The organism is Solwaraspora sp. WMMD791 (genome assembly GCF_029581195.1).
Lineage (GTDB): Bacteria > Actinomycetota > Actinomycetes > Mycobacteriales > Micromonosporaceae > Micromonospora_E.
In genome coordinates this window covers 6,199,033-6,216,395 of the sequence record NZ_CP120737.1, presented here as the reverse complement: position 1 = coordinate 6,216,395, position 17,363 = coordinate 6,199,033, and the positions used below count along the sequence as shown (strand labels likewise).

Here is a 17,363-nt window from a genome sequence, read left to right as displayed (position 1 = left end):
ACCGAGGTGCAGCACCGGGGTCGGCTGGCTCGCCGGGCTGCCGTCGAGAGTCAGCCTTGAGCACCTGGTCATCCGGACACCTACGCCACCTGGCATTCGAACGCCCACCAGGCCGGCTGCAGAACGCCGGGTACCGGAGAGACTCCGCCCCGCGCGCCTCGGCCAACCCCACAGGACGTGGACCGGACTGGTGCTCCCCGACTTCGCCGGTCCGTGGAGCGCCCGGCGAACACCCGGCCGGCGGTGCGGCGTACGGCAAAAGGCCCCGACCGGGCGGAAACCGCCTGGTCGGGGCCTTGTTGTCTGGTACGCCGCGTAGGACTTGAACCTACAACCCGCGGATTAAGAGTCCGCTGCTCTGCCAGTTGAGCTAGCGGCGCTCGCTGACAACGTCGGCAACCGTAGCACGGCGGCCCGCCCGTCTTCCAACCGGTTGCCGGGTACGAGCCGACTGTCCGGCCGACCTGCCCACGTGCACGGATCTGGCACCCTTCCGGATCAGGCACGAAGGGCGTAGCGGGTGATGCACGATGTCGGCAGGGACGCAACAAGGAACGGGGACTGGGATGGACAGGGTCAGGAGGGGTTGGTCGGTCGCGATGACACTGGCAGTCATCGCACCGGCCGCACTGGCAGGGTGCGGAGCGGACAAGGAGGCACCACGGTTCGTCAGCGGTCAGGTGGCGTCGGCGAGTCCGACTCCGCCGCCGGAACCGTTCGAGTTCGCCATCTCGCCGGAGGCTGACGCGAAGGATCTGCCGATCAGCACGGAGATCGGCACCTCGGTCAGCGGTGGGGAGGTGACCTCGGTGACGCTCGTCGAGGACGGCGGCGGCGAGGTCAGCGGCAGCATGCGCGACGACGGTACCTCCTGGGTGCCGGACAAGCCGTTGAAGAACAACAAGAAGTACACGGCGACGGTGGTCGCGACGAGCGCCTCCGGGGACGAGGAGACGAAGACCACCACGTTCAGCACGATGGGCAAGTCCGGGTCGCAGACCGGCACGGGGCTCTACCTGTTCGACGGGCGTACGTACGGGGTGGCGATGCCGGTGGTGGTGGAGTTCTTCCCGGGCGTTCCGGAGAAGGAGCGGGCCAACGTGCAGAAGCGGATGTTCGTCTCGACCGACCCGCCGCAGCCGGGCACCTGGTACTGGGTGGCGAACGGCAGTCAGGCGTTCTACCGGGCGCCGGACTACTGGCAGCCCGGCACCAAGCTGACCGCGCGGATCGCGCTCGGTGGGCATCCGACGGGTGACGGCCGGTACGGCGACCAGGACCGCGGGGCCACCGCCACGATCGGCGGCAAGGTGACGATGGAGGTGGACAACGCCACCAAGCAGTTGTCGATGTTCAAGGACGACAAGCTGGTCAAGCAGATGCCGGTGAGTCTCGGCAAGCCGAGTACGCCGTCGTCGAGTGGCACGATGGTGGTGATGGACAAGCAGGCGCAGACGGTCTTCGACACGTTCGCCGAGCTTGGCCCGGAGGAGGGTTACCGGACGGACATCTCGTTCGCTCAGCGGATCACCTGGGGCGGTGAGTTCATTCACGCGGCGCCGTGGTCGGTCGGTGACCAGGGGGTACGCAACGTGTCGCACGGCTGCGTCAACCTGTCGATGGCGAACGCGGAGTGGCTGTTCAGTCAGACCAAGGTCGGTGATCCGATCACGGTCAAGGGGACCGAGCGCAAGCTGGCCGACGGTAACGGGTGGACGGCGTGGAACCTGACCTGGGACGAGTTCGTCAAGGGCAGCGCGCTGCCGGTGCCGGCCGATCTCGCGCCGAAGCAGCGGTCCGGGTCGCCGGCACCGGCCCAGTCCGGTGGGGGCACCCCGACCCCGGCACCCTCGGTGACGTCCGGATGACATCAGGGCGAGTCACCGCAGTGAGGCATGACATCTGAACAAAGGCCGACAACGGACTAATCCGACGCGACCGATCGAAAACGCCCGGAGAATCGGGAATATCGGTCGGTCGCGTCGGCGTTACCTCCGTTCAGGCACGAACCCGGGAGTTGCCCTGCCGCGTCATTGATGGACGATGGGACCCGGGGACCGAACTTTCCGTGAGGAGATCATGCGAGTGCGAGTCAGCCGCAACAAGGCACCGTCGCGCGCCGGACGGACGCGTCCACCCGTACCGCGGGCGCTGGTGGCCCTCGTGGCGACCGCCGCGCTCGCGCTGACCGGCGCCTGCACCGGCGGCGGTGACGCGCCCACCTGGCAGGATGGCAGCGGCGCCGAGGCCGAGCCCAGCCCGAAAGCGCAGGCGACGATCACCGAGCCGGCCGCGGACGCCACCGACGTGCCGGCCTCGACCGGGGTCGTGTTCACCGCGACCGGGGCGGTCGAGACGACGGTCGAGTTGACCGACGCCGCCGGCAACGCAGTGGAGGGCGAGGTCACCGCAGACGGCAGCCAGTTCCTGCCGGCCAGTCAACTGGCCTGGGACACCGCGTACACCGCGACGGTGACGGTGACCGGCGACGACGACAAGACCACCACCGTCAGCCACAGCTTCCGCACGATGGCCGAGCCGGCGAACCAGGTCAGGGTCTCCAGTTTCCTCGGCGACGGCAACGTCGTCGGGGTCGCGATGCCGCTCATCCTGCGGTTCAGTCGGGACATCCCGCAGGACCAGCGCGACGACGTGCAGCGGCGGCTGAGCGTACGGACCGAGCCCGCCCAGGAGGGCGTCTGGTACTGGGTCAGCCCCACCGAGGTCCAGTTCCGACCCAAGGAGTACTGGCAGGCCGGCACGAAGCTGTTCTACAAGGCGCAGACCGGCGGGCTGCCGATGGGCGACGGCTGGTACGGCCGCAACGATCTGACGATCGACGCCGAGGTCGGCTCCGCGCTGATCATGACCGTGGACAACGCGACCAAGAAGATGACGGTCACCAAGGACGGGCAGACGATCAAGGAGATCCCGGTCAGCCTCGGTAAGCCGAAGACCCCATCGTCGAGCGGCACCATGATCGTGATGGAGAAGCTCAAGGAGACCGTCTTCGACACGTACGAGGAGCTGGGCCCGGAGGAGGGCTACCGGACCGACATCGAGTACGCCCAGCGGCTCACCTGGGGTGGCGAGTTCATCCACGCCGCGCCGTGGTCCGTGGCCGACCAGGGGGTGCGCAACGTGTCGCACGGTTGCATCAACATGTCGGTGGCCAACGCCGAATGGCTGTTCAACCAGACCAAGGTGGGTGATCCGGTGACCGTCAAGGGCACCGAGGTCCAGCTCGTCAACGGCAACGGCTGGACCATCTGGAACCTCAGCTGGGACGAGCTGATCGCCGGCAGTGCCCTGCCGTACGAGCCGCCGACGGCCGACTCACCCTCGACCGACACCGACACCGACACCGACACCGACGGCGGCAGCGCGGCCGGAGACGGGCAGTGACGGGCCGGCAACGCCCGTGAACAGGTGACGGACAGCGAAAGGGCCGGTCAGGATGATCCTGACCGGCCCTTTTCCGTGGGGTGACTGAAGGGACTTGAACCCTCGACACCCGGGACCACAACCCGGTGCTCTACCTGCTGAGCTACAGCCACCATGAACCTCACCCGACAGACTGCCGCGTGCGGTGCCGACCAATGATAGCCCCACCCGGACGGCTCCCGTCGAGCGGGTTCGCCCGGCGGGTCAGCGGCGGGTCGGACCCGGGCACCTGCAGTGGATCACAGACCGGCGGCGATCGCCTTGGCCGCGTCGACGTCCGGGCCGGGCAGCGGTACGAAGATCGCCCGCCGGTAGTACTCCAGCTCCCGGATGCTCTCCTGGATGTCGGCCAGCGCCCGGTGCGACAGTCCCTTGGCCGGCTGGCCGAAGTAGACCCGGGGGTACCAACGGCGACACAGCTCCTTGATCGACGACACGTCGATCATGCGGTAGTGCAGGTGGGCGTCGAGTCGCGGCATGTCCCGGGCCAGGAAGCCCCGGTCGGTGGCGATCGAGTTGCCGCACAGCGGGGCGGTCTTCGGCTCCCGGACGAAGCTGGTGACGTACTCCAGGATCCGGTCCTCGGCCTCGGCCAGGGTGATCGCCGAACGGCGTACCTCCTCGGTCAGCCCGGACCTGGCGTGCATCTCGCGCACCACGTCCGGCATCCCGGCGAGCGCCTCCTCATCGGCGTGGATGACCAGATCGACACCGTCGCCGAGCACGTTGAGGTCCGAATCGGTGACCAGCGCGGCCACCTCGATCAACGCGTCCTTGCCGAGGTCCAGCCCGGTCATCTCACAGTCGATCCAGACAAGAAGATCCGCCACGCCGACAGCCTACGCGCCGACGTCCAGCCGGTGCCCAGCCCACGACCAGCCCGCGACCGGCCCACGACCGGCCCACGACCGGGCACCCGTCGCCGGACCGGCGCGACCGCTAGGCTCGCGGGCGTGCCCGCCGACACCGTCCCGGACCGCCCGGCCCCCCACCCGGCCGGCAGCCGACCGCACGCCGCCCGTCGGATCGGCGTCATCGTCGGCCTGGCCGCCGCCGTGGTCACGGCCCTGCTCTGGTACGGCAACCGGCACGACTTCTACGACCTGAAGATCTACCTCAGCGCGATGCGCTGGTGGGCCGAGGGCAACCCGCTGTACGACTACGTCCAACCCGACGTCGTGCAGGGTGAGCTCTACTTCACCTACCCGCCGTTCACCGCGCTGCTGCTGCGCCCGTTCGCGGCGGTGGGCCCAGGGGTCGCCGCCACCGTCTTCACCGTCGGCACCCTGCTGGCGGTGGTGGTCACCACGGTCTGGCTGGTCACCCCGATCGCCCACCGCCGGGGTCTGCCGCGCTGGTGGCTGGCCGGTCTGGCGGTGCCGCTGGTGGTTCTGATCGAGCCGACCCGGGAGACGATCTTCCTCGGTCAGATCAACATGCTGCTGGTGGTGCTGATCCTGGCCGACCTGCTGTTCGCCGTACCGCAGCGGTCCCGCTGGGCCGGCGTCGGCATCGGCCTGGCGACCGCGATCAAGCTGTTCCCGGGGATCTTCATCGTCTACCTGCTGATCACCCGGCGGTGGCGGGCGGCGCTGGTGTCGTGTGTCGCTGCGGCCGGCGCGACGCTGCTCTCGGCGGCGGTCCTGCCGGCCGAGTCGTGGCGGTTCTGGACGCAGGAGTTGTGGAGCACCGACCGGGTCGGCCGCAGCGACTACACCGGCAACCAGTCGCTGCAAGGGCTGCTGGGCCGGCTGGTCGCCCCGGACGAGCCGAGCCGGCTGGTCTGGCTGGCGCTGGTCGCGGTGGTCGCCGGATACGGGCTGTGGCGTGCCGCCCGGGCGGTACGGGCCGGCGACGAACTGGCCGGGCTGACCCTGACCGGGCTGGTCGCCGCGCTGATCGCACCGATCACCTGGCCACATCACGTCTACTGGTTCGTCCCGGCGCTGATCCTGCTGGTCGACGCGGCGGTCCGGCAGCCGTACCGACTCGACGCAACGCGACAGCCTGCCGCGCCGGCGGTCCGGAGCGGGGTCCGGGCCGCCGGCGCGGCGCTGCTGGCGGCGGTCACGTTCGCGGTGCTGGTCTTCGGGGTGGTGTCGCTGATCGACTGGGGCAACGAGAAGGTGCCGACCGACGACCCTGCGACGTTCCTGCTGCGCAACCTGTACGTGCTGACCGCCGCGCTGCTGCTGGTCAGTCTGCCGATCCGCCACCACTGGATGCCGGGGCCGAGTCCGACGCCGTAGCGGGCGCGGGTCGCCGGGTCCGGGCGAACGCCAGGCCACCGAGCGCCAGACCGCCGAGGCCGGCGAGCAGTCCGGCGACGCCGAGCCCGAGCGCCACTCCGGAGCCACCGGTGTCGGTGCCGGGCTGCGCGTCGGCGGCCGGCGCCTCGTCGACGGTCTCCTCACCGCCACCGGCCGCCGGGGCCTGCGCGCCTTCCGGCACCAGGGTCAGCACGCTCGCCGGGGTGGCCGGTTCGTCCTGGCCGGGAACCGGCACCTCGATCCACCGCACCACGGTGCCGTCGGAGTAGGTCTGCAGCGACTTGAACACCAACTGCTCGGCGTCCGGCAGCGGTCCGAGGGAGACCGGGAACTCCAGGAACTCGCCCGGTTGGACCCCGGCCTGCGGGTCGTCGGCGGTCCAGACGATCCGGGCCACCGCCTCGGTGACCTGGGCGCCGTGCACCTCCAGCGGCGGGTCGACCGGCTGGGTCTGCACCTGGGCCGTCCAGCCGGGCACCCGGGCCAGGGTGGCCGACGCGATCGGCGTCTCCTCCGGCATCACCACCTCCACCTGCGTGGTGCTGTGCTCGTCGCTCTCGTTCGGCACCCGGAACGCCAGCCGGGCGTAGTCGCCGACGACCGCCTCGGACGGGTTGACGGTGATGTGCGCGGCGGCGGGGGCGGCCAGTCCGATGACGCCGGCGACGACGGTCGCGCCGGTGAGCGCCACGGCGCGGGCCAGCGTGCGTCGGTGACGGAGCATGAAGGAACCCTTTCTAACTGATCTCCACCGTGGTGGACACGGTGGCCTGGTCGATGTCGGAGATCCGAACGGTGATCCGCAGCTCCCAGTCTCCCGTGGTCGGCAGACTGATCTCGCCGGTGGCGTGGTTGTCGGTCAACGGCAGCAGCGGAATCTCGATCGGCTCCACCCCACTGGCCGGCAACGCCGCCGTCGCCTGCCACTCGACGACCGGCTGTGGGCGGTTGTCCGGGGTGTAGGCGTACAGGTGGACCGAGTTGTTGCCGCGTCGGGCCGGATCCACCTCGACCTGCAGCGAGTAGATGTCGCTGGTCAAGGTGGTGGAGAAGTAGGTGCTGGTGGCCCGCAGGTCGTCGGCGACGGCAGTCCGCGCCGGGGTGGTCTGCACCAGCACCGCGGTCACCGCCAGCACCACTGCGGTCACCGCCAACTCGGCGACGATCGCCCGGCGCATCCGACCGGGCTGACCGGCGGCGGTCCGGTTGCGCACCAGCTGCCGCGAGTACGCCGCCACCGCCAGCACGACGACGAACAGCCCGATCTTGGCCAGCAGCAGTCGACCGTACGTGGTGCCGACCAGCGCGCCGAAGGTCCCGACCTCGATCAACGCCTGGACGGTGCCGGCCAGCAGCAGGCCGCACACGGCCAACGCGGCCCACCGCGACCAGATCGGCAGGATCGCGCCGAGCTCCCGCTCGTCGGCCTGACGCAGCAGGAACACCGCGAGCATCAGCAGCCCGCCGAGCCAGACGGCCATCCCGGCCAGGTGCACGGCGTCGACGACCACCGAGACGGCGGGCACCGGGGAGGCCGCCGGGTGTCCGGCCAGCGGCCAGGTGAAAGCGCCGATCACCGCCAGCACGCCGAGCAGGATCCGGTCGCTGCTGCCGTCCGTACCCGCCAGCAGGGGGCGGATCAGGACAGCGGCGGCGGCCAGCACACCGAGGCGGACCAGCATGGCCGCGCCGAGACTGCTGCCCAGCACGTCGCGCAGGGCCGCGCCGTCGGCGTCCGCCAGCCCACCGCCGGTGACGTACGGGGCCTGCAGCCAGATGGCCGCCAGGGTGGCCGCCGCGACGAGCCCGAGTCCGGCCCAGACCAGCCGCCCCGGGCCGGCCCGCGACAACCGCCGTGGCCAGAGCATGGTGAGTACCAGCACCGGGCCGACGATCAGCAGCAGGCCGACGTATCCGGCGAACTTGGCGACCTGGATCAGCCGGCTGACCAGCGGATCGGTCTCGGCACCACCGGTGTCGGTCGGCACCGCCGACGGCGCGCCGACCGAGTAGGTGAAGCCGCCGGTGACCGGGTGGCCGTCGGCGGAGATGACCCGGTAGCTGACCAGATACGTGCCCCGGGAGGTCTGCTGGTCGACCGCGACGCTGACCACCGCCCCGTTGAACACCGGCTCGCCCTGGTCGACCCGCTGCCCGTCCGGGGCGATCACCCGGACCCGGTCGGGCACCTGCCGCACCGACTCGGAGAAGGTGAGCACCACCTCGGCCGGGGCGTTCGGCAGCACCGCGTCGACCACCGGGCTGGTGCTGACCAGTACGGCGTGTGCGCTGGCCGGGGTGGCGGGCAGCAGGACGACCGGCAGTGCCGCCAGCACCAGTGCGGCGATGGCGGCGAGCCGGGAGGTCCACCTGTGGGAAGCGGCAGTCATGGGGAACATGCTCGCCGGTCCACCCCTGTCCGCGCGACCCGGCTCCGCCTCATTCGTTGTTGGTCGGTGCGACGGGCGAAAAAGTTCCCGCCGACCCGGGTGTGACGAAGGACATCCGGGTTCCCGGTTTGTTGTCACATCCGCCGGGAACCCGGCGCCGGGTGGGGAGCGACCAATAGACATGACAGCTGGTACGGGCGGGCGCTGGCCGACGGTGGCGCCCTGGCTCGGCATGGTCGCCCGCCTGGGGCTGGCCGCCGTCTGGCTGTACGCCGGCGGCTCCAAGGTCACCGATCTGGCCGGTTCCGGCCGGTCGGTCAACGCGTACCAGATCTTCCCGTACGACCTGGCGATGGTGATCGGCGCGGCGCTGCCACTTGTCGAACTGGCCCTCGGGGTGCTGCTGCTGATCGGGCTGGCCACCCGGCTCTGCGCGGTGCTGTCGGCCGTACTGCTGGTGATCTTCGTCGCCGGTATCGCGTCGGCCTGGTCGCGAGGGCTGCGCATCGACTGCGGATGCTTCGGTGTCGGCGGTGAGCTGGCCGCCGGGCAGGACCCCAGCTACGGACCGGAGATCCTGCGTGACCTGGCGTTTCTCGCGCTGGCCGGGTTCCTGATCTGGTTCCCGCGGACGATGTGGTCAGCCGACATGGCCATCTTTGAGCATAAATAGGCGATAGACACCTTTGATTGTCAGTGATCCTCAGATCGGCGGGTGACGGCGATGAGCCGGCGAGTGGAGCAGAAGAAGGCCGCCCGGGTGGTCCGCGAACAGATCGCCCGGGAACGACGACGCCAACGCGCCCTGTGGACGTCGGTCGCGGCCGCCGTGGCGGTGGTCCTCGCCGGGATGATCGGCTGGGCCGTCTACCAGACCCAGCGCGGCGGCGAGTACACCGCACCACCCGGCGCCGTCGCCAACGACTCCGGCATCCCGATCGGCGACGGCCCGGTCACCGTCGACCTCTACGCCGACTTTCTCTGCCCCGCCTGCCGGCAGTTCGAACAGCAGGTCGGGCCGACCCTGGACCAACTCGTCGCGGATGGCAGGATCACCCTCGTGTACCACCCTGTCGCGATCCTCGACCGGCTCAGCGACGACGCGTACTCGACGCGGGCGTCCGCCGCGTCCGGCTGCGCGGCCGCCGGCGGCAAGTTCAGCGAGTACGCCGCCGCGCTGTACGAGCAGCAGCCGGCCGAAGGTGGCCCCGGCCTGAGCACCGAACAGCTGATCGCCATCGGCGGAGACGTCGGCCTGGACACCGGCAGCTTCGGTCGGTGCGTCCGCGACGACACCTACCGTGGCTGGCCCGCCCACGTCACCGAGCAGGCCGGCCGGGCCGGCGTCAGCGGCACCCCGACCGTGCAGGTCGACGGCGAGACCGTCGGGTCCAGCGCGGACGCCATCACCGCCGCCGTGGACGCGGCCGGCTGACCGTGCGGGCACCCGGGCGACTGGCCGTACTGGCCGCCGTGGCGAGCGCGGTGCTCGTCGGCGTACCGGCGGCGGTGCTCGTCGCCACCGGCGCACCGGCCGCCGCGCACGGCGCGGACGCCCCCGCCGCCACCGACTACCGGGTCACCGTGACCGGCACCGTCCCGGCCCTCGACGCCGTCACGGTACGGGTCGTCGAGGCCGGTGCCCGTCTTGAGCTGACCAACCGTGGCGACCGGCCGGTCGAGGTGCTCGGCTACGACGGAGAGCCGTACCTGGAGATCCGCCCGGACGGGGTCTACCAGAACCGCCGATCCCCCACCGCGTACCGCAACGAAACCCTCGCCGGCGACACCCCGGTGCCGACCGACGCCGACCCGACCGCACCACCGGACTGGCGCCGGATCAGCACCGAACCGGTCGTCCGCTGGCACGACCAGCGCACCTACTGGCTGGCCGACGGACCACCAGAGGCGGTGCGCGCCGCACCCGACCAGCCGCACCGGGTACGGGACTGGGTCGTCCCGCTGCGCGTCGGTGTCACCCCGGCCGAGCTGCGCGGCACCCTGGACTGGGTGCCGCCGCCGGACCCGCTGCACTGGTGTGGCGGCACGCTGCTCGGCGCCGTACTCATGGTGTCGGGCCTGCTGGCCGCGGCCCGGCGCGGACCGCGTACCGCGCACCGGTTGTCGGCCGTCGGACTCGCCGTCGGCGGCGCGATCGCGGTCGGCTATGCCGTCACCCGCGCGGTGACCGCCGGCGCCGGCGGCGGGTTCGGCGGGGTCCTCGACGCGCTCCTCGCCGGACCGGTCTGGGCGCTGGTCACCGGGGTGGCCGCGTTGGCCGCCGCCGGGTACGCGGTGCGCCGCCGCCCCGGGGTCGAACTGGCCCTGGCGCTGGGCGGTGCCTGCCTGGCGATCTTCGCCGGGGCGGCGAACGCCGCCGTCTTCGCCCGGGCGATCGCACCGGTACCCGGCCCCGGCTGGTGGCCCCGGGTCACCGTCGCCGTCATCGTCGCCGTCGGCGCGGCGGTCGCGGTCGGCGCGGTGCTGCGACTACGCGCGGAGCCGGTCACCGGACCACCCGGCACCTCGGGCGGCGGCGAGCTGATCGGCGGCGAGCAGCGGGTCGAAGCCGACCGGTAGCTCCAGCCGGTGCCGGGCCAGCAACTGCGGGTCCGCCAGCAACTGCGCGGTCGGCCCGTCCGCCACCACCCGACCGGCGTCCAGGATCACCGACCGCTCGCACAGCTGGATCGCGTACGGCAGATCGTGGGTGACCATCAGAATCGTGACCGACAGCCCGTGCAGGATCTCGGCCAGCTCCCGGCGGGCCGCCGGATCCAGGTTCGACGACGGCTCGTCGAGCACCAGGATCTCCGGACGCATCGCCAGCACCGTCGCCACCGCCACCCGCCGGCGCTGACCGAAGGACAGGTGCTGCGGGGTACGGTCGCGATGCTCGGACATCCCGACGGCGGCCAACGCCTCGTCGACCCGCGCCGCGAGCTGCGCCCCGCGCAGCCCCAGGTTCGCCGGCCCGAACGCCACGTCCTCGGCGACCGTCGGCAGGAACAGTTGGTCGTCCGGGTCCTGGAAGACGATCCCGACCCGGCGCCGCACCTCGGCCAGGGTGGCCCGCCGGTCGTCCACCGTCAGCCCGGCCACCTCGACCTGCCCGGACCCGCCCCGCAGTACGCCGTTGAGGTGCAGCACCAGGGTGGTCTTGCCGGCCCCGTTCGGCCCCAGCAACGCCACCCGGGCACCGGCGGGCACCGTCAGGTCCACCCCGTGCAACGCCGGGTGCCCGTCCGGGTAGCTGAAGTGCAGATCCCGTACCCGCAGCGACGGCGGGCCGGGCTGCTCGCCGCCGTTTGGCCGGCCGGGCTGCTCGCCGCCGGTCGTGGTCACCGCAGTACCGCCACGGCGGCGATCGTAGCCGCCGTGGCCGGCACCGACGCCGCCGCCGCCCACTGCCGGGCCGTCGCGCCGCCGGTCGCATGCCAGGCCGCCGGCATCCGACCGGTGTAGCCCCGGGAGATCATCGCCAGGTAGACCCGCTCACCACGTTCGAACGCCCGCAGGAACAGCGCCCCGATGCCGGCGGCGAAGCCCCGGACCTGCCAGAGGAAGCGGGGGTCGTCGCCCCGGGAGATTCGGGCGATACGCATCCGCCGGGCCTCGTCGACCAGCACGTCGACGTAGCGCAGCATGAACGTGGCGATCTGCGTGATGACCGCCGGGCAGCGCAGCCGGTCCAGGCCGACCAGCAGGTCACGGCTGGTGGTGGTGGCCGCCAGCAGCAACGAGGCGAGCACCCCGAGGGTCGCCTTGGCCAGGATGTTCCAGCCGCCGTAGAGGCCCTCGACCGACAGGCTGAGCCCACCGACGACGACCTGCTCACCGCCGGCCAGCCACGGCAGCGCCACCGCGAACGCGACGAACGGGACCTCGATCAGCGACCGGCGGGCCAGCCAGCCGGCCGGCACCCGGGCCAGTGCCGCCACCACCGCCACCAGTACGGCGTACCCGCCGAAGGCCCACAGCTGCTCGCGCGGGGTGGCCACCACCGCCAGGGTGAAGGCCACCATCGCCGCGATCTTGGTCTCCGGGGCGAGCCGGTGCACCAGGCTGTCCCGCTCCAGGTGCAGCACCTGCGAGTGCCCCGCGCCCACCGTGACCCGCCTCTACCGCTCGCCGGTCGAGGCGCCGGCCGGCTCCTGCGACCGGCGGACCCGAGCCAGCCAGAACAGCCCGCCGGCGATGGCGAAGGTGAGCAGCACCCCGACGACACCGGCGACCGCCGTACCGAGGAAGGCGTTGTCCACGGCGGCCAGGCCGTAGTCGGCGAACGGGCTGTCGGACAGCTCGTGCTCGCGGGCACCGGACGCCATGCAGGCACCGCCGACGATCTCCTCGCCGTCGACCTGGCAGCCCCGGGTCGACGCCGAGTCCAGCCCGTCGGGCGAGCCGGAGGCAAAGTTGCTCACCACCCCGGCGAGCAGCAGCGAGACGAGCAGCCCGGCCAGGACGAACCCGGTGTTGCGTTTCATGCGGCACCTCCGGCGGATGCGGGCTGGCTGGTGGTCGGCGTGGTGGGAGCGGCCGGCGTGGTGGGAGCGGCCGGCGCGCTCGGCGTGGTCGGCGTGGTCGGGCGGCGCAGGCCGCGCAGGGCGTACACCAGGTCCGGGCGGGTCCGGGCGACGGTCAGTACGGTGACCGCGGCGATCAGCCCTTCGCCGATCCCGATGAGGACGTGGGTGCCGGTCATCAGCGCCAGCACCTGGCCGAGGCCGAACTCCTGCAACTGGGTGGTGCCGCCGATGGCGTACTGCAGCACGAAGCTCAACGCGGCGGCGACCACACTGACCACCGACGCGACGAAGGCGGTCACCGCCAGCCCGGTCGGGGTGCGCGGCAGCACCCGCAGCAGCACGAAGATCAGCCCGTACGCGGCGGCGGTGCCGACCAGGGCCATGTTGGTGACGTTCGGGCCGATGGCGGTGACTCCGCCGTCGGCGAACAGCAACGCCTGCACGATCAGCACGATCGACACGCAGAGCGCACCGACCCAGGGCCCGACCAGCAGCGCGGCGAGCGCGCCGCCGAGCAGGTGGCCGCTGACCCCGGGCAGGACCGGGAAGTTGAGCATCTGGACGGCGAAGATGAACGCGGCGACCAGGCCGGCCATCGGGGCGAGGCGGTCGTCGAGGTCACGGCGGCCCCGGACCACGCAGTACGCGAAGGCGACCGCGGCGAGGACGGCGTAACTGATCGCTACAGGGCCGTTGAGCACCCCGTTCTGAATGTGGAGCGCGAGGGGGTCCAGGTCCACTGAGTGCCTCCCGGCAGGGTACGGGTGATCGCCAACCGAGCGTATTGCGGCTAGGACGCTCTTGCATAGAGATGGCAAGTGGCAGATGGTGGCGGGCGGCCCGACGGCCGGGGCGGCGGGTAGGCTCCGGCCATGACCTCCGCAGCCGACGAGGGCCCCGTCCGCCTCGCACCGGGCGATCCGGCCCCGGAATTCACCCTGCCGACCGACACCGGTGACCAGTTGTCCCTCACCCAGCTACGCGGCCGCAACGTGGTGCTGTACGCGTACCCGTCGGCGATGACTCCGGGCTGCACCAAACAGGCATGTGATTTCCGCGACTCCCTGGCCTCGCTGCAGGCCGCCGGCTACGAGGTGGTCGGCATCTCCCCCGACAAACCGGAGAAACTGGCCAAGTTCCGGGAGCGCGACGGGCTGACCTTCCCGCTCGTGTCCGACCCCGACAAGACCGTGCTCACCGCGTACGGCGCCTACGGCGAGAAGCAGCTGTACGGCAAGACCGTCACCGGGGTGATCCGGTCGACCTTCGTGATCGACGGCGACGGACGGATCACCAAGGCGCTCTACAACGTCAAGGCGACCGGCCACGTGGCCAAGCTCCGGCGCGACCTCGGCCTCGACTGAGCAGAGCCCACTCCCGACCCGATCTCCGGGGGCGGATCCTCCAGCCCTGGTCCTCGATCGACGACAATGTCACACCCCACCGATAGCGTTCGGGCATGGGGAGAGAAAAATATACGCGTGAGCGACTTGCCACTGCCGCTGCACAGTGCCGCAACGTCACCGATATGCTGCGCCATCTGGGGATCCGGGTCAGCGGGGGCTCACACGCGCATATCAGTCGCCGCCTGAAGTTCTATGGCATCAACACGTCACACTTCACCGGCAGCGCCCACAATCGAGGTCAGCGCGGATATTACCGATTGACCCCGCCGATGCTGTTGACCAGGCTGCCCGAAGGATCTCGACGGACACCGGGATTTCGACTGAAGCGGGCGCTGCTGTCGATCGGCGTCCCGGAGCGATGCGCCACCTGTGGGACCGGCCCCATCTGGCAGAACGCTCCATTGACGCTGCACGTGGACCACATCGACGGCGACTTCCTGAACAACAGCGCGACCAACCTACGGCTGCTCTGCCCCAACTGCCACAGCCAGACGGAGACCTACGCCGGATCACGTCGCACCCCGACGACAAGCGAGCCGCGGGATCGAGCTGCGGCGACCGAGCCGGTCGCCGGCCCGCCCGCAGCTCGACTACCGTATCCTGGACGCGTAACCTAGGGACGTTTGGGGCCGTAGCCCAATTGGCAGAGGCACACGGTTTAGGTCCGTGATAGTGCGGGTTCGAGTCCCGCCGGCCCTACACAGAACCGTCACCCAGCCCGCACGGAGTCAGCAAATCACAATGAGTTGCCAACCCTCCGTACACCTGGGTTTCGTCCTGGATCCGCCGCTCGACGACGACCTGCGGGAGCGAATCATCGCGGTCTGGGTGGCGGCCACCAACGCCGGTGGGGCGGTCGGGTTCGTTGCCCCGGTGACCGCCGCGCAGGTCCGGCCGACCGCCGAGGCCGCGTTCGCCGGGGTGGATGCCGGCATCGACCGGCTGCTCGTCGGCGTCGACGCCGGCGGGCTGGCCGCGTTCGTCTTCGTCACCAGCAACCGGTTCGACCTCAAGGAGCACTGGCGCGTACTCAAGCGGGTGGTCGTCGCGCCGGACCGGCAGGGCCGTGGCTACGGACTGGCTCTGCTGGCCGAGGCGGAGCGGGTCGGCCGCGCGCTCGGCCTGACTGCACTGCAGGTCACCGTCCGCGACGGACACGGGCTGCCCACGTTCTGGTAGGTGCTGCCGCCGGCCGGCGGCGCGGCGCAGGCCGGGCTGGCGCCGACCTGGGCGGCGAGCAGCAGGCCGAGCAGCGCGGTGCCGGTGGCGACGCCGCCGCCGGCGAGCCAGCGGCTCCGAGCGCTCCAGCCGGACCAGCCGGACTTGCGGGCATGGGAACCACGGCCGTCGTCGGTCACGTCCAGTGATGCTGCCCTACTGCGACGTACCGGGGCAACGGTCCTAAGTGAGACCTAAGAGTCCGGGCTGAATGGTCTGGCAGCCGGGCCGGCGGGAACCGTCACCGGGTCGCCGACAGCTATCCGGCCGGTACCGTCCGGGATCAGGTTCATCCCGAACAGGACACCTTTCGGGCCGCGCCGGTGCTGGCCGAGGATCCGCAGCGGCTGCTGGCCCCGTTCGCCGGTGTCCTGGTCGGTCGTGGTGACGACGCACCGCGCGCAGGTCTTGGCCACCCGGAACGCCACTTCGCCGATCCGGATCCGCTGTCCGAGCCAGGTGTCCTCGGTCCAGGCCGGTGCTCCGGAGAGGACCACGTTGGGGCGGAACCGGTGCATCGGCAGGGGCGCCGCCGGGTCGCCGGACCCGACGAGCCAGTCGTTCACCGCGTCGAGTGAGGCGGTGCTGGTCAGCAGGACCGGGTACCCGTCGGCGAAGCTGACCGTGTCGCCGGGTCGGCTGAAGTCGGGGTCGACCGGCCGTACCGTCGGGTCGGCGAGCCAGACCAGCCGGGCCGGCCGGCCGAGCAGGTCGGTGAGCCAGTCGTGGGCGGCGGGCGCGGCGAGCCGGGCCGGCACCGCGGTCTTGGACCGGAAGACGCGGACCGGCACCAGCTCGCCGTCGACCGGTGCGGCGACGTCGAGCGTGGGTCGGCCGGCACTGCGCAGGGTGAGGCCGGCAGCGTCGTCCAGGTCGGGACCGGCGGTGCCGGGTCTGGGGTGGATGGTGACCAGGGCGGGAACCTCCCGCTGGGTGAGTCCGACGCCGTCGGGGTCGACGATCATCCAGCGCCGGTCGCCGGACAGGCCCCAGCGTTCGACCCGGGCGGCGTCGTGGTCGAGCCGGCGACACCCCTTCACCGGGTACGTGTGCAGTGCGACGACCCGTACGGCGGTCGCCGGGTGAACGGCCCGGTGCGTCGTGTGGTCCACGGGCTGTGTTGTACCACGGTCGGCCACCGTTGCCGACTGAATGAACTTATGCATACAGTACGCCCGTGAATAACAGTGACGTCGTGTCGGCCGCCTCGGCCGAACGGGTGCTCGACCTGTTCACCGGCGTCCGTCTCACCCCCACCCAGCGACGGATCGCGCACAGCCTCGTGCAGCACGCCGGCTCCGCTGCCTTCCTGTCCGCCGCCGAGGTCGCCGAACTGGCCCGGGTCAGCCAACCGTCGGTCACCCGGTTCGCCATGGCCCTCGGCTACGACGGCTACCCGGCGCTGCGACGACGGCTGCGTGAGTTCGCCACCGGCTCCGGCACCGACGGCACCGGGCTGCCAGCGCCGCGCGTCGGTGGTCGCCGGGGCGCCCGACGGCCCTACGCCGCCGACAACGAGATGCAGCGTGCGGTCCGGGCCGAGGCCCACCACCTGAGCATGCTGGCCGACCAGCTCGCCGACCGGGACCGGCTCACCGCCGCCGGCACGGTCCTGGCCGACAGCGTCCCGCTTCCCGTGCTGGGGCTGCGGGCCGCCGCCCCGCTGGCGCACTACTTCGGCTTCTTCGCCGCCAAGGTCCGCCCCGACGTACGGGTCCTCGACAGCGGCGGCAGCCTGCTGCCCGAACGCCTCGAACAGGCCCGGGAGGCCGGCGCGAGCGCGTTGCTGGCGATCGTGCTGCCCCGCTGCCCCCGGGAGGCGGTGGACGCGCTGGTCGAAGCGCGGGCCATCGGCCTGACCATCGTGCTGATCACCGACTCGGCGCTGAGCCCGGCCGCCGACCACGCCGACCTGGTGCTGCCCGCCCCGGTCGGCGACCAACTGGTCTTCGATCTGCACGCCGCGCCGATGGCGTTGGCGATGGTGCTGTTGCAGGCGATCTGCGACGCCGCGCCCGGCGAGGCGCAGCGCCGGCTGGAGCAGTTCGAACGCTCCGCCGCCCAGCGCAACGTCTTCATCGGCTGACTACCCGGAAGGGGATCGCG

The 17,363-nt window shown here is 71.6% G+C and carries 18 protein-coding genes and 3 tRNA genes; 11 read left to right on the top strand and 10 right to left on the bottom strand.

All coding sequences use genetic code 11. The features are described from left to right. Positions 1–304 precede the first annotated feature (304 nt). Positions 305–380: transfer RNA gene (locus O7623_RS28110), tRNA-Lys, on the bottom strand. Between the two features lie 186 nt (positions 381–566). Here O7623_RS28110 and O7623_RS28105 point away from each other — a divergent pair. Together O7623_RS28105 and O7623_RS28100 are read left to right on the top strand one after the other, a co-directional pair. Beyond that, a complete protein-coding gene (locus tag O7623_RS28105) occupies positions 567–1,868 on the top strand; it encodes an Ig-like domain-containing protein (protein WP_282225946.1) in 1,302 nt (433 codons plus the stop codon). A 217-nt stretch (positions 1,869–2,085) separates the two neighbouring features. Next, entirely contained in the window at positions 2,086–3,405 is a 1,320-nt protein-coding gene (locus tag O7623_RS28100) for an Ig-like domain-containing protein (RefSeq protein ID WP_282229620.1), read from the top strand. Between the two features lie 76 nt (positions 3,406–3,481). On the opposite strand, the gene O7623_RS28095 is transcribed toward O7623_RS28100, so the two are convergent. Then, positions 3,482–3,557: transfer RNA gene (locus O7623_RS28095), tRNA-His, on the bottom strand. 126 nt (positions 3,558–3,683) lie between these two features. Beyond that, positions 3,684–4,274, bottom strand: coding sequence for an oligoribonuclease (gene orn, locus O7623_RS28090; RefSeq protein WP_282225945.1), 591 nt, complete (start codon positions 4,272–4,274; stop codon positions 3,684–3,686). Positions 4,275–4,478: 204 nt separating this feature from the next. On the opposite strand from orn, the gene O7623_RS28085 reads away from it, so the two are divergent. Beyond that, positions 4,479–5,693: a glycosyltransferase 87 family protein gene (locus O7623_RS28085; RefSeq protein ID WP_282229619.1), complete on the top strand. Its 1,215-nt coding sequence runs from the start codon at positions 4,479–4,481 to the stop codon at positions 5,691–5,693. On the opposite strand, the gene O7623_RS28080 is transcribed toward O7623_RS28085, so the two are convergent. Further along, positions 5,641–6,438 carry a YcnI family protein gene (locus O7623_RS28080; RefSeq protein WP_282225944.1) on the bottom strand — a complete coding sequence of 266 codons (798 nt, stop codon included), beginning with the start codon at positions 6,436–6,438 and terminating at the stop codon, positions 5,641–5,643. The two genes, O7623_RS28085 and O7623_RS28080, sit on opposite strands and share 53 nt — an antisense overlap. A 13-nt stretch (positions 6,439–6,451) precedes the next feature. Continuing rightward, positions 6,452–8,113, bottom strand: a complete 1,662-nt coding sequence (locus O7623_RS28075; RefSeq protein WP_282225943.1) for a copper resistance protein CopC — start codon at positions 8,111–8,113, stop codon at positions 6,452–6,454. Positions 8,114–8,285: 172 nt separating this feature from the next. Between O7623_RS28075 and O7623_RS28070 the strand changes: the two genes are divergently transcribed. From O7623_RS28070 to O7623_RS28060, 3 genes are read left to right on the top strand one after another with little or no spacing between them, the layout of a single operon-like run. Continuing rightward, on the top strand, positions 8,286–8,777 hold the full coding sequence (locus O7623_RS28070; RefSeq protein WP_282225942.1) for a MauE/DoxX family redox-associated membrane protein: 492 nt from the start codon (positions 8,286–8,288) through the stop codon (positions 8,775–8,777). A gap of 51 nt (positions 8,778–8,828) precedes the next feature. Then, positions 8,829–9,539, top strand: coding sequence for a thioredoxin domain-containing protein (locus tag O7623_RS28065; RefSeq protein ID WP_282225941.1), 711 nt, complete (start codon positions 8,829–8,831; stop codon positions 9,537–9,539). A 2-nt stretch (positions 9,540–9,541) separates the two neighbouring features. Then, positions 9,542–10,684 (top strand): hypothetical protein, encoded by a 1,143-nt coding sequence (locus O7623_RS28060; protein ID WP_282225940.1) that lies wholly within the window; start codon positions 9,542–9,544, stop codon positions 10,682–10,684. Here O7623_RS28060 and O7623_RS28055 read toward each other — a convergent pair. The 4 genes from O7623_RS28055 to O7623_RS28040 are packed head-to-tail and all read right to left on the bottom strand — an operon-like array spanning position 10,595 to position 13,367. After that, positions 10,595–11,449 (bottom strand): ABC transporter ATP-binding protein, encoded by an 855-nt coding sequence (locus tag O7623_RS28055; RefSeq protein WP_282225939.1) that lies wholly within the window; start codon positions 11,447–11,449, stop codon positions 10,595–10,597. The genes O7623_RS28060 and O7623_RS28055 overlap by 90 nt on opposite strands. Beyond that, positions 11,446–12,213: a cobalt ECF transporter T component CbiQ gene (gene cbiQ / locus O7623_RS28050; RefSeq protein WP_282225938.1), complete on the bottom strand. Its 768-nt coding sequence runs from the start codon at positions 12,211–12,213 to the stop codon at positions 11,446–11,448. The genes O7623_RS28055 and cbiQ overlap by 4 nt, the downstream gene beginning before the upstream one ends. 12 nt (positions 12,214–12,225) lie before the next feature. After that, positions 12,226–12,591, bottom strand: a complete 366-nt coding sequence (locus tag O7623_RS28045) for a PDGLE domain-containing protein (RefSeq protein WP_282225937.1) — start codon at positions 12,589–12,591, stop codon at positions 12,226–12,228. Next, the gene (locus O7623_RS28040; RefSeq protein ID WP_282229618.1) at positions 12,588–13,367 is read right to left on the bottom strand and encodes an energy-coupling factor ABC transporter permease; all 780 of its coding nucleotides are present in this window, start codon (positions 13,365–13,367) and stop codon (positions 12,588–12,590) included. The genes O7623_RS28045 and O7623_RS28040 overlap by 4 nt, the downstream gene beginning before the upstream one ends. Positions 13,368–13,505: 138 nt before the next feature. Between O7623_RS28040 and bcp the strand changes: the two genes are divergently transcribed. The 4 genes from bcp (at position 13,506) to O7623_RS28020 (ending at position 15,218) form a co-directional block, all read left to right on the top strand. Beyond that, a complete protein-coding gene (gene bcp / locus O7623_RS28035; protein ID WP_282225936.1) occupies positions 13,506–13,997 on the top strand; it encodes a thioredoxin-dependent thiol peroxidase in 492 nt (163 codons plus the stop codon). 95 nt (positions 13,998–14,092) lie between these two features. Then, positions 14,093–14,656 (top strand): HNH endonuclease, encoded by a 564-nt coding sequence (locus O7623_RS28030; RefSeq protein ID WP_282225935.1) that lies wholly within the window; start codon positions 14,093–14,095, stop codon positions 14,654–14,656. 8 nt (positions 14,657–14,664) lie between these two features. Then, a tRNA-Leu gene (locus O7623_RS28025) sits at positions 14,665–14,738 on the top strand. Between the two features lie 42 nt (positions 14,739–14,780). Beyond that, on the top strand, positions 14,781–15,218 hold the full coding sequence (locus O7623_RS28020) for a GNAT family N-acetyltransferase (protein ID WP_282225934.1): 438 nt from the start codon (positions 14,781–14,783) through the stop codon (positions 15,216–15,218). Positions 15,219–15,451: 233 nt separating this feature from the next. On the opposite strand, the gene O7623_RS28015 is transcribed toward O7623_RS28020, so the two are convergent. Next, positions 15,452–16,369 (bottom strand): MOSC N-terminal beta barrel domain-containing protein, encoded by a 918-nt coding sequence (locus O7623_RS28015; protein ID WP_282225933.1) that lies wholly within the window; start codon positions 16,367–16,369, stop codon positions 15,452–15,454. Between the two features lie 65 nt (positions 16,370–16,434). On the opposite strand from O7623_RS28015, the gene O7623_RS28010 reads away from it, so the two are divergent. Continuing rightward, entirely contained in the window at positions 16,435–17,343 is a 909-nt protein-coding gene (locus tag O7623_RS28010) for a MurR/RpiR family transcriptional regulator (protein WP_282225932.1), read from the top strand. Positions 17,344–17,363 lie beyond the last annotated feature (20 nt).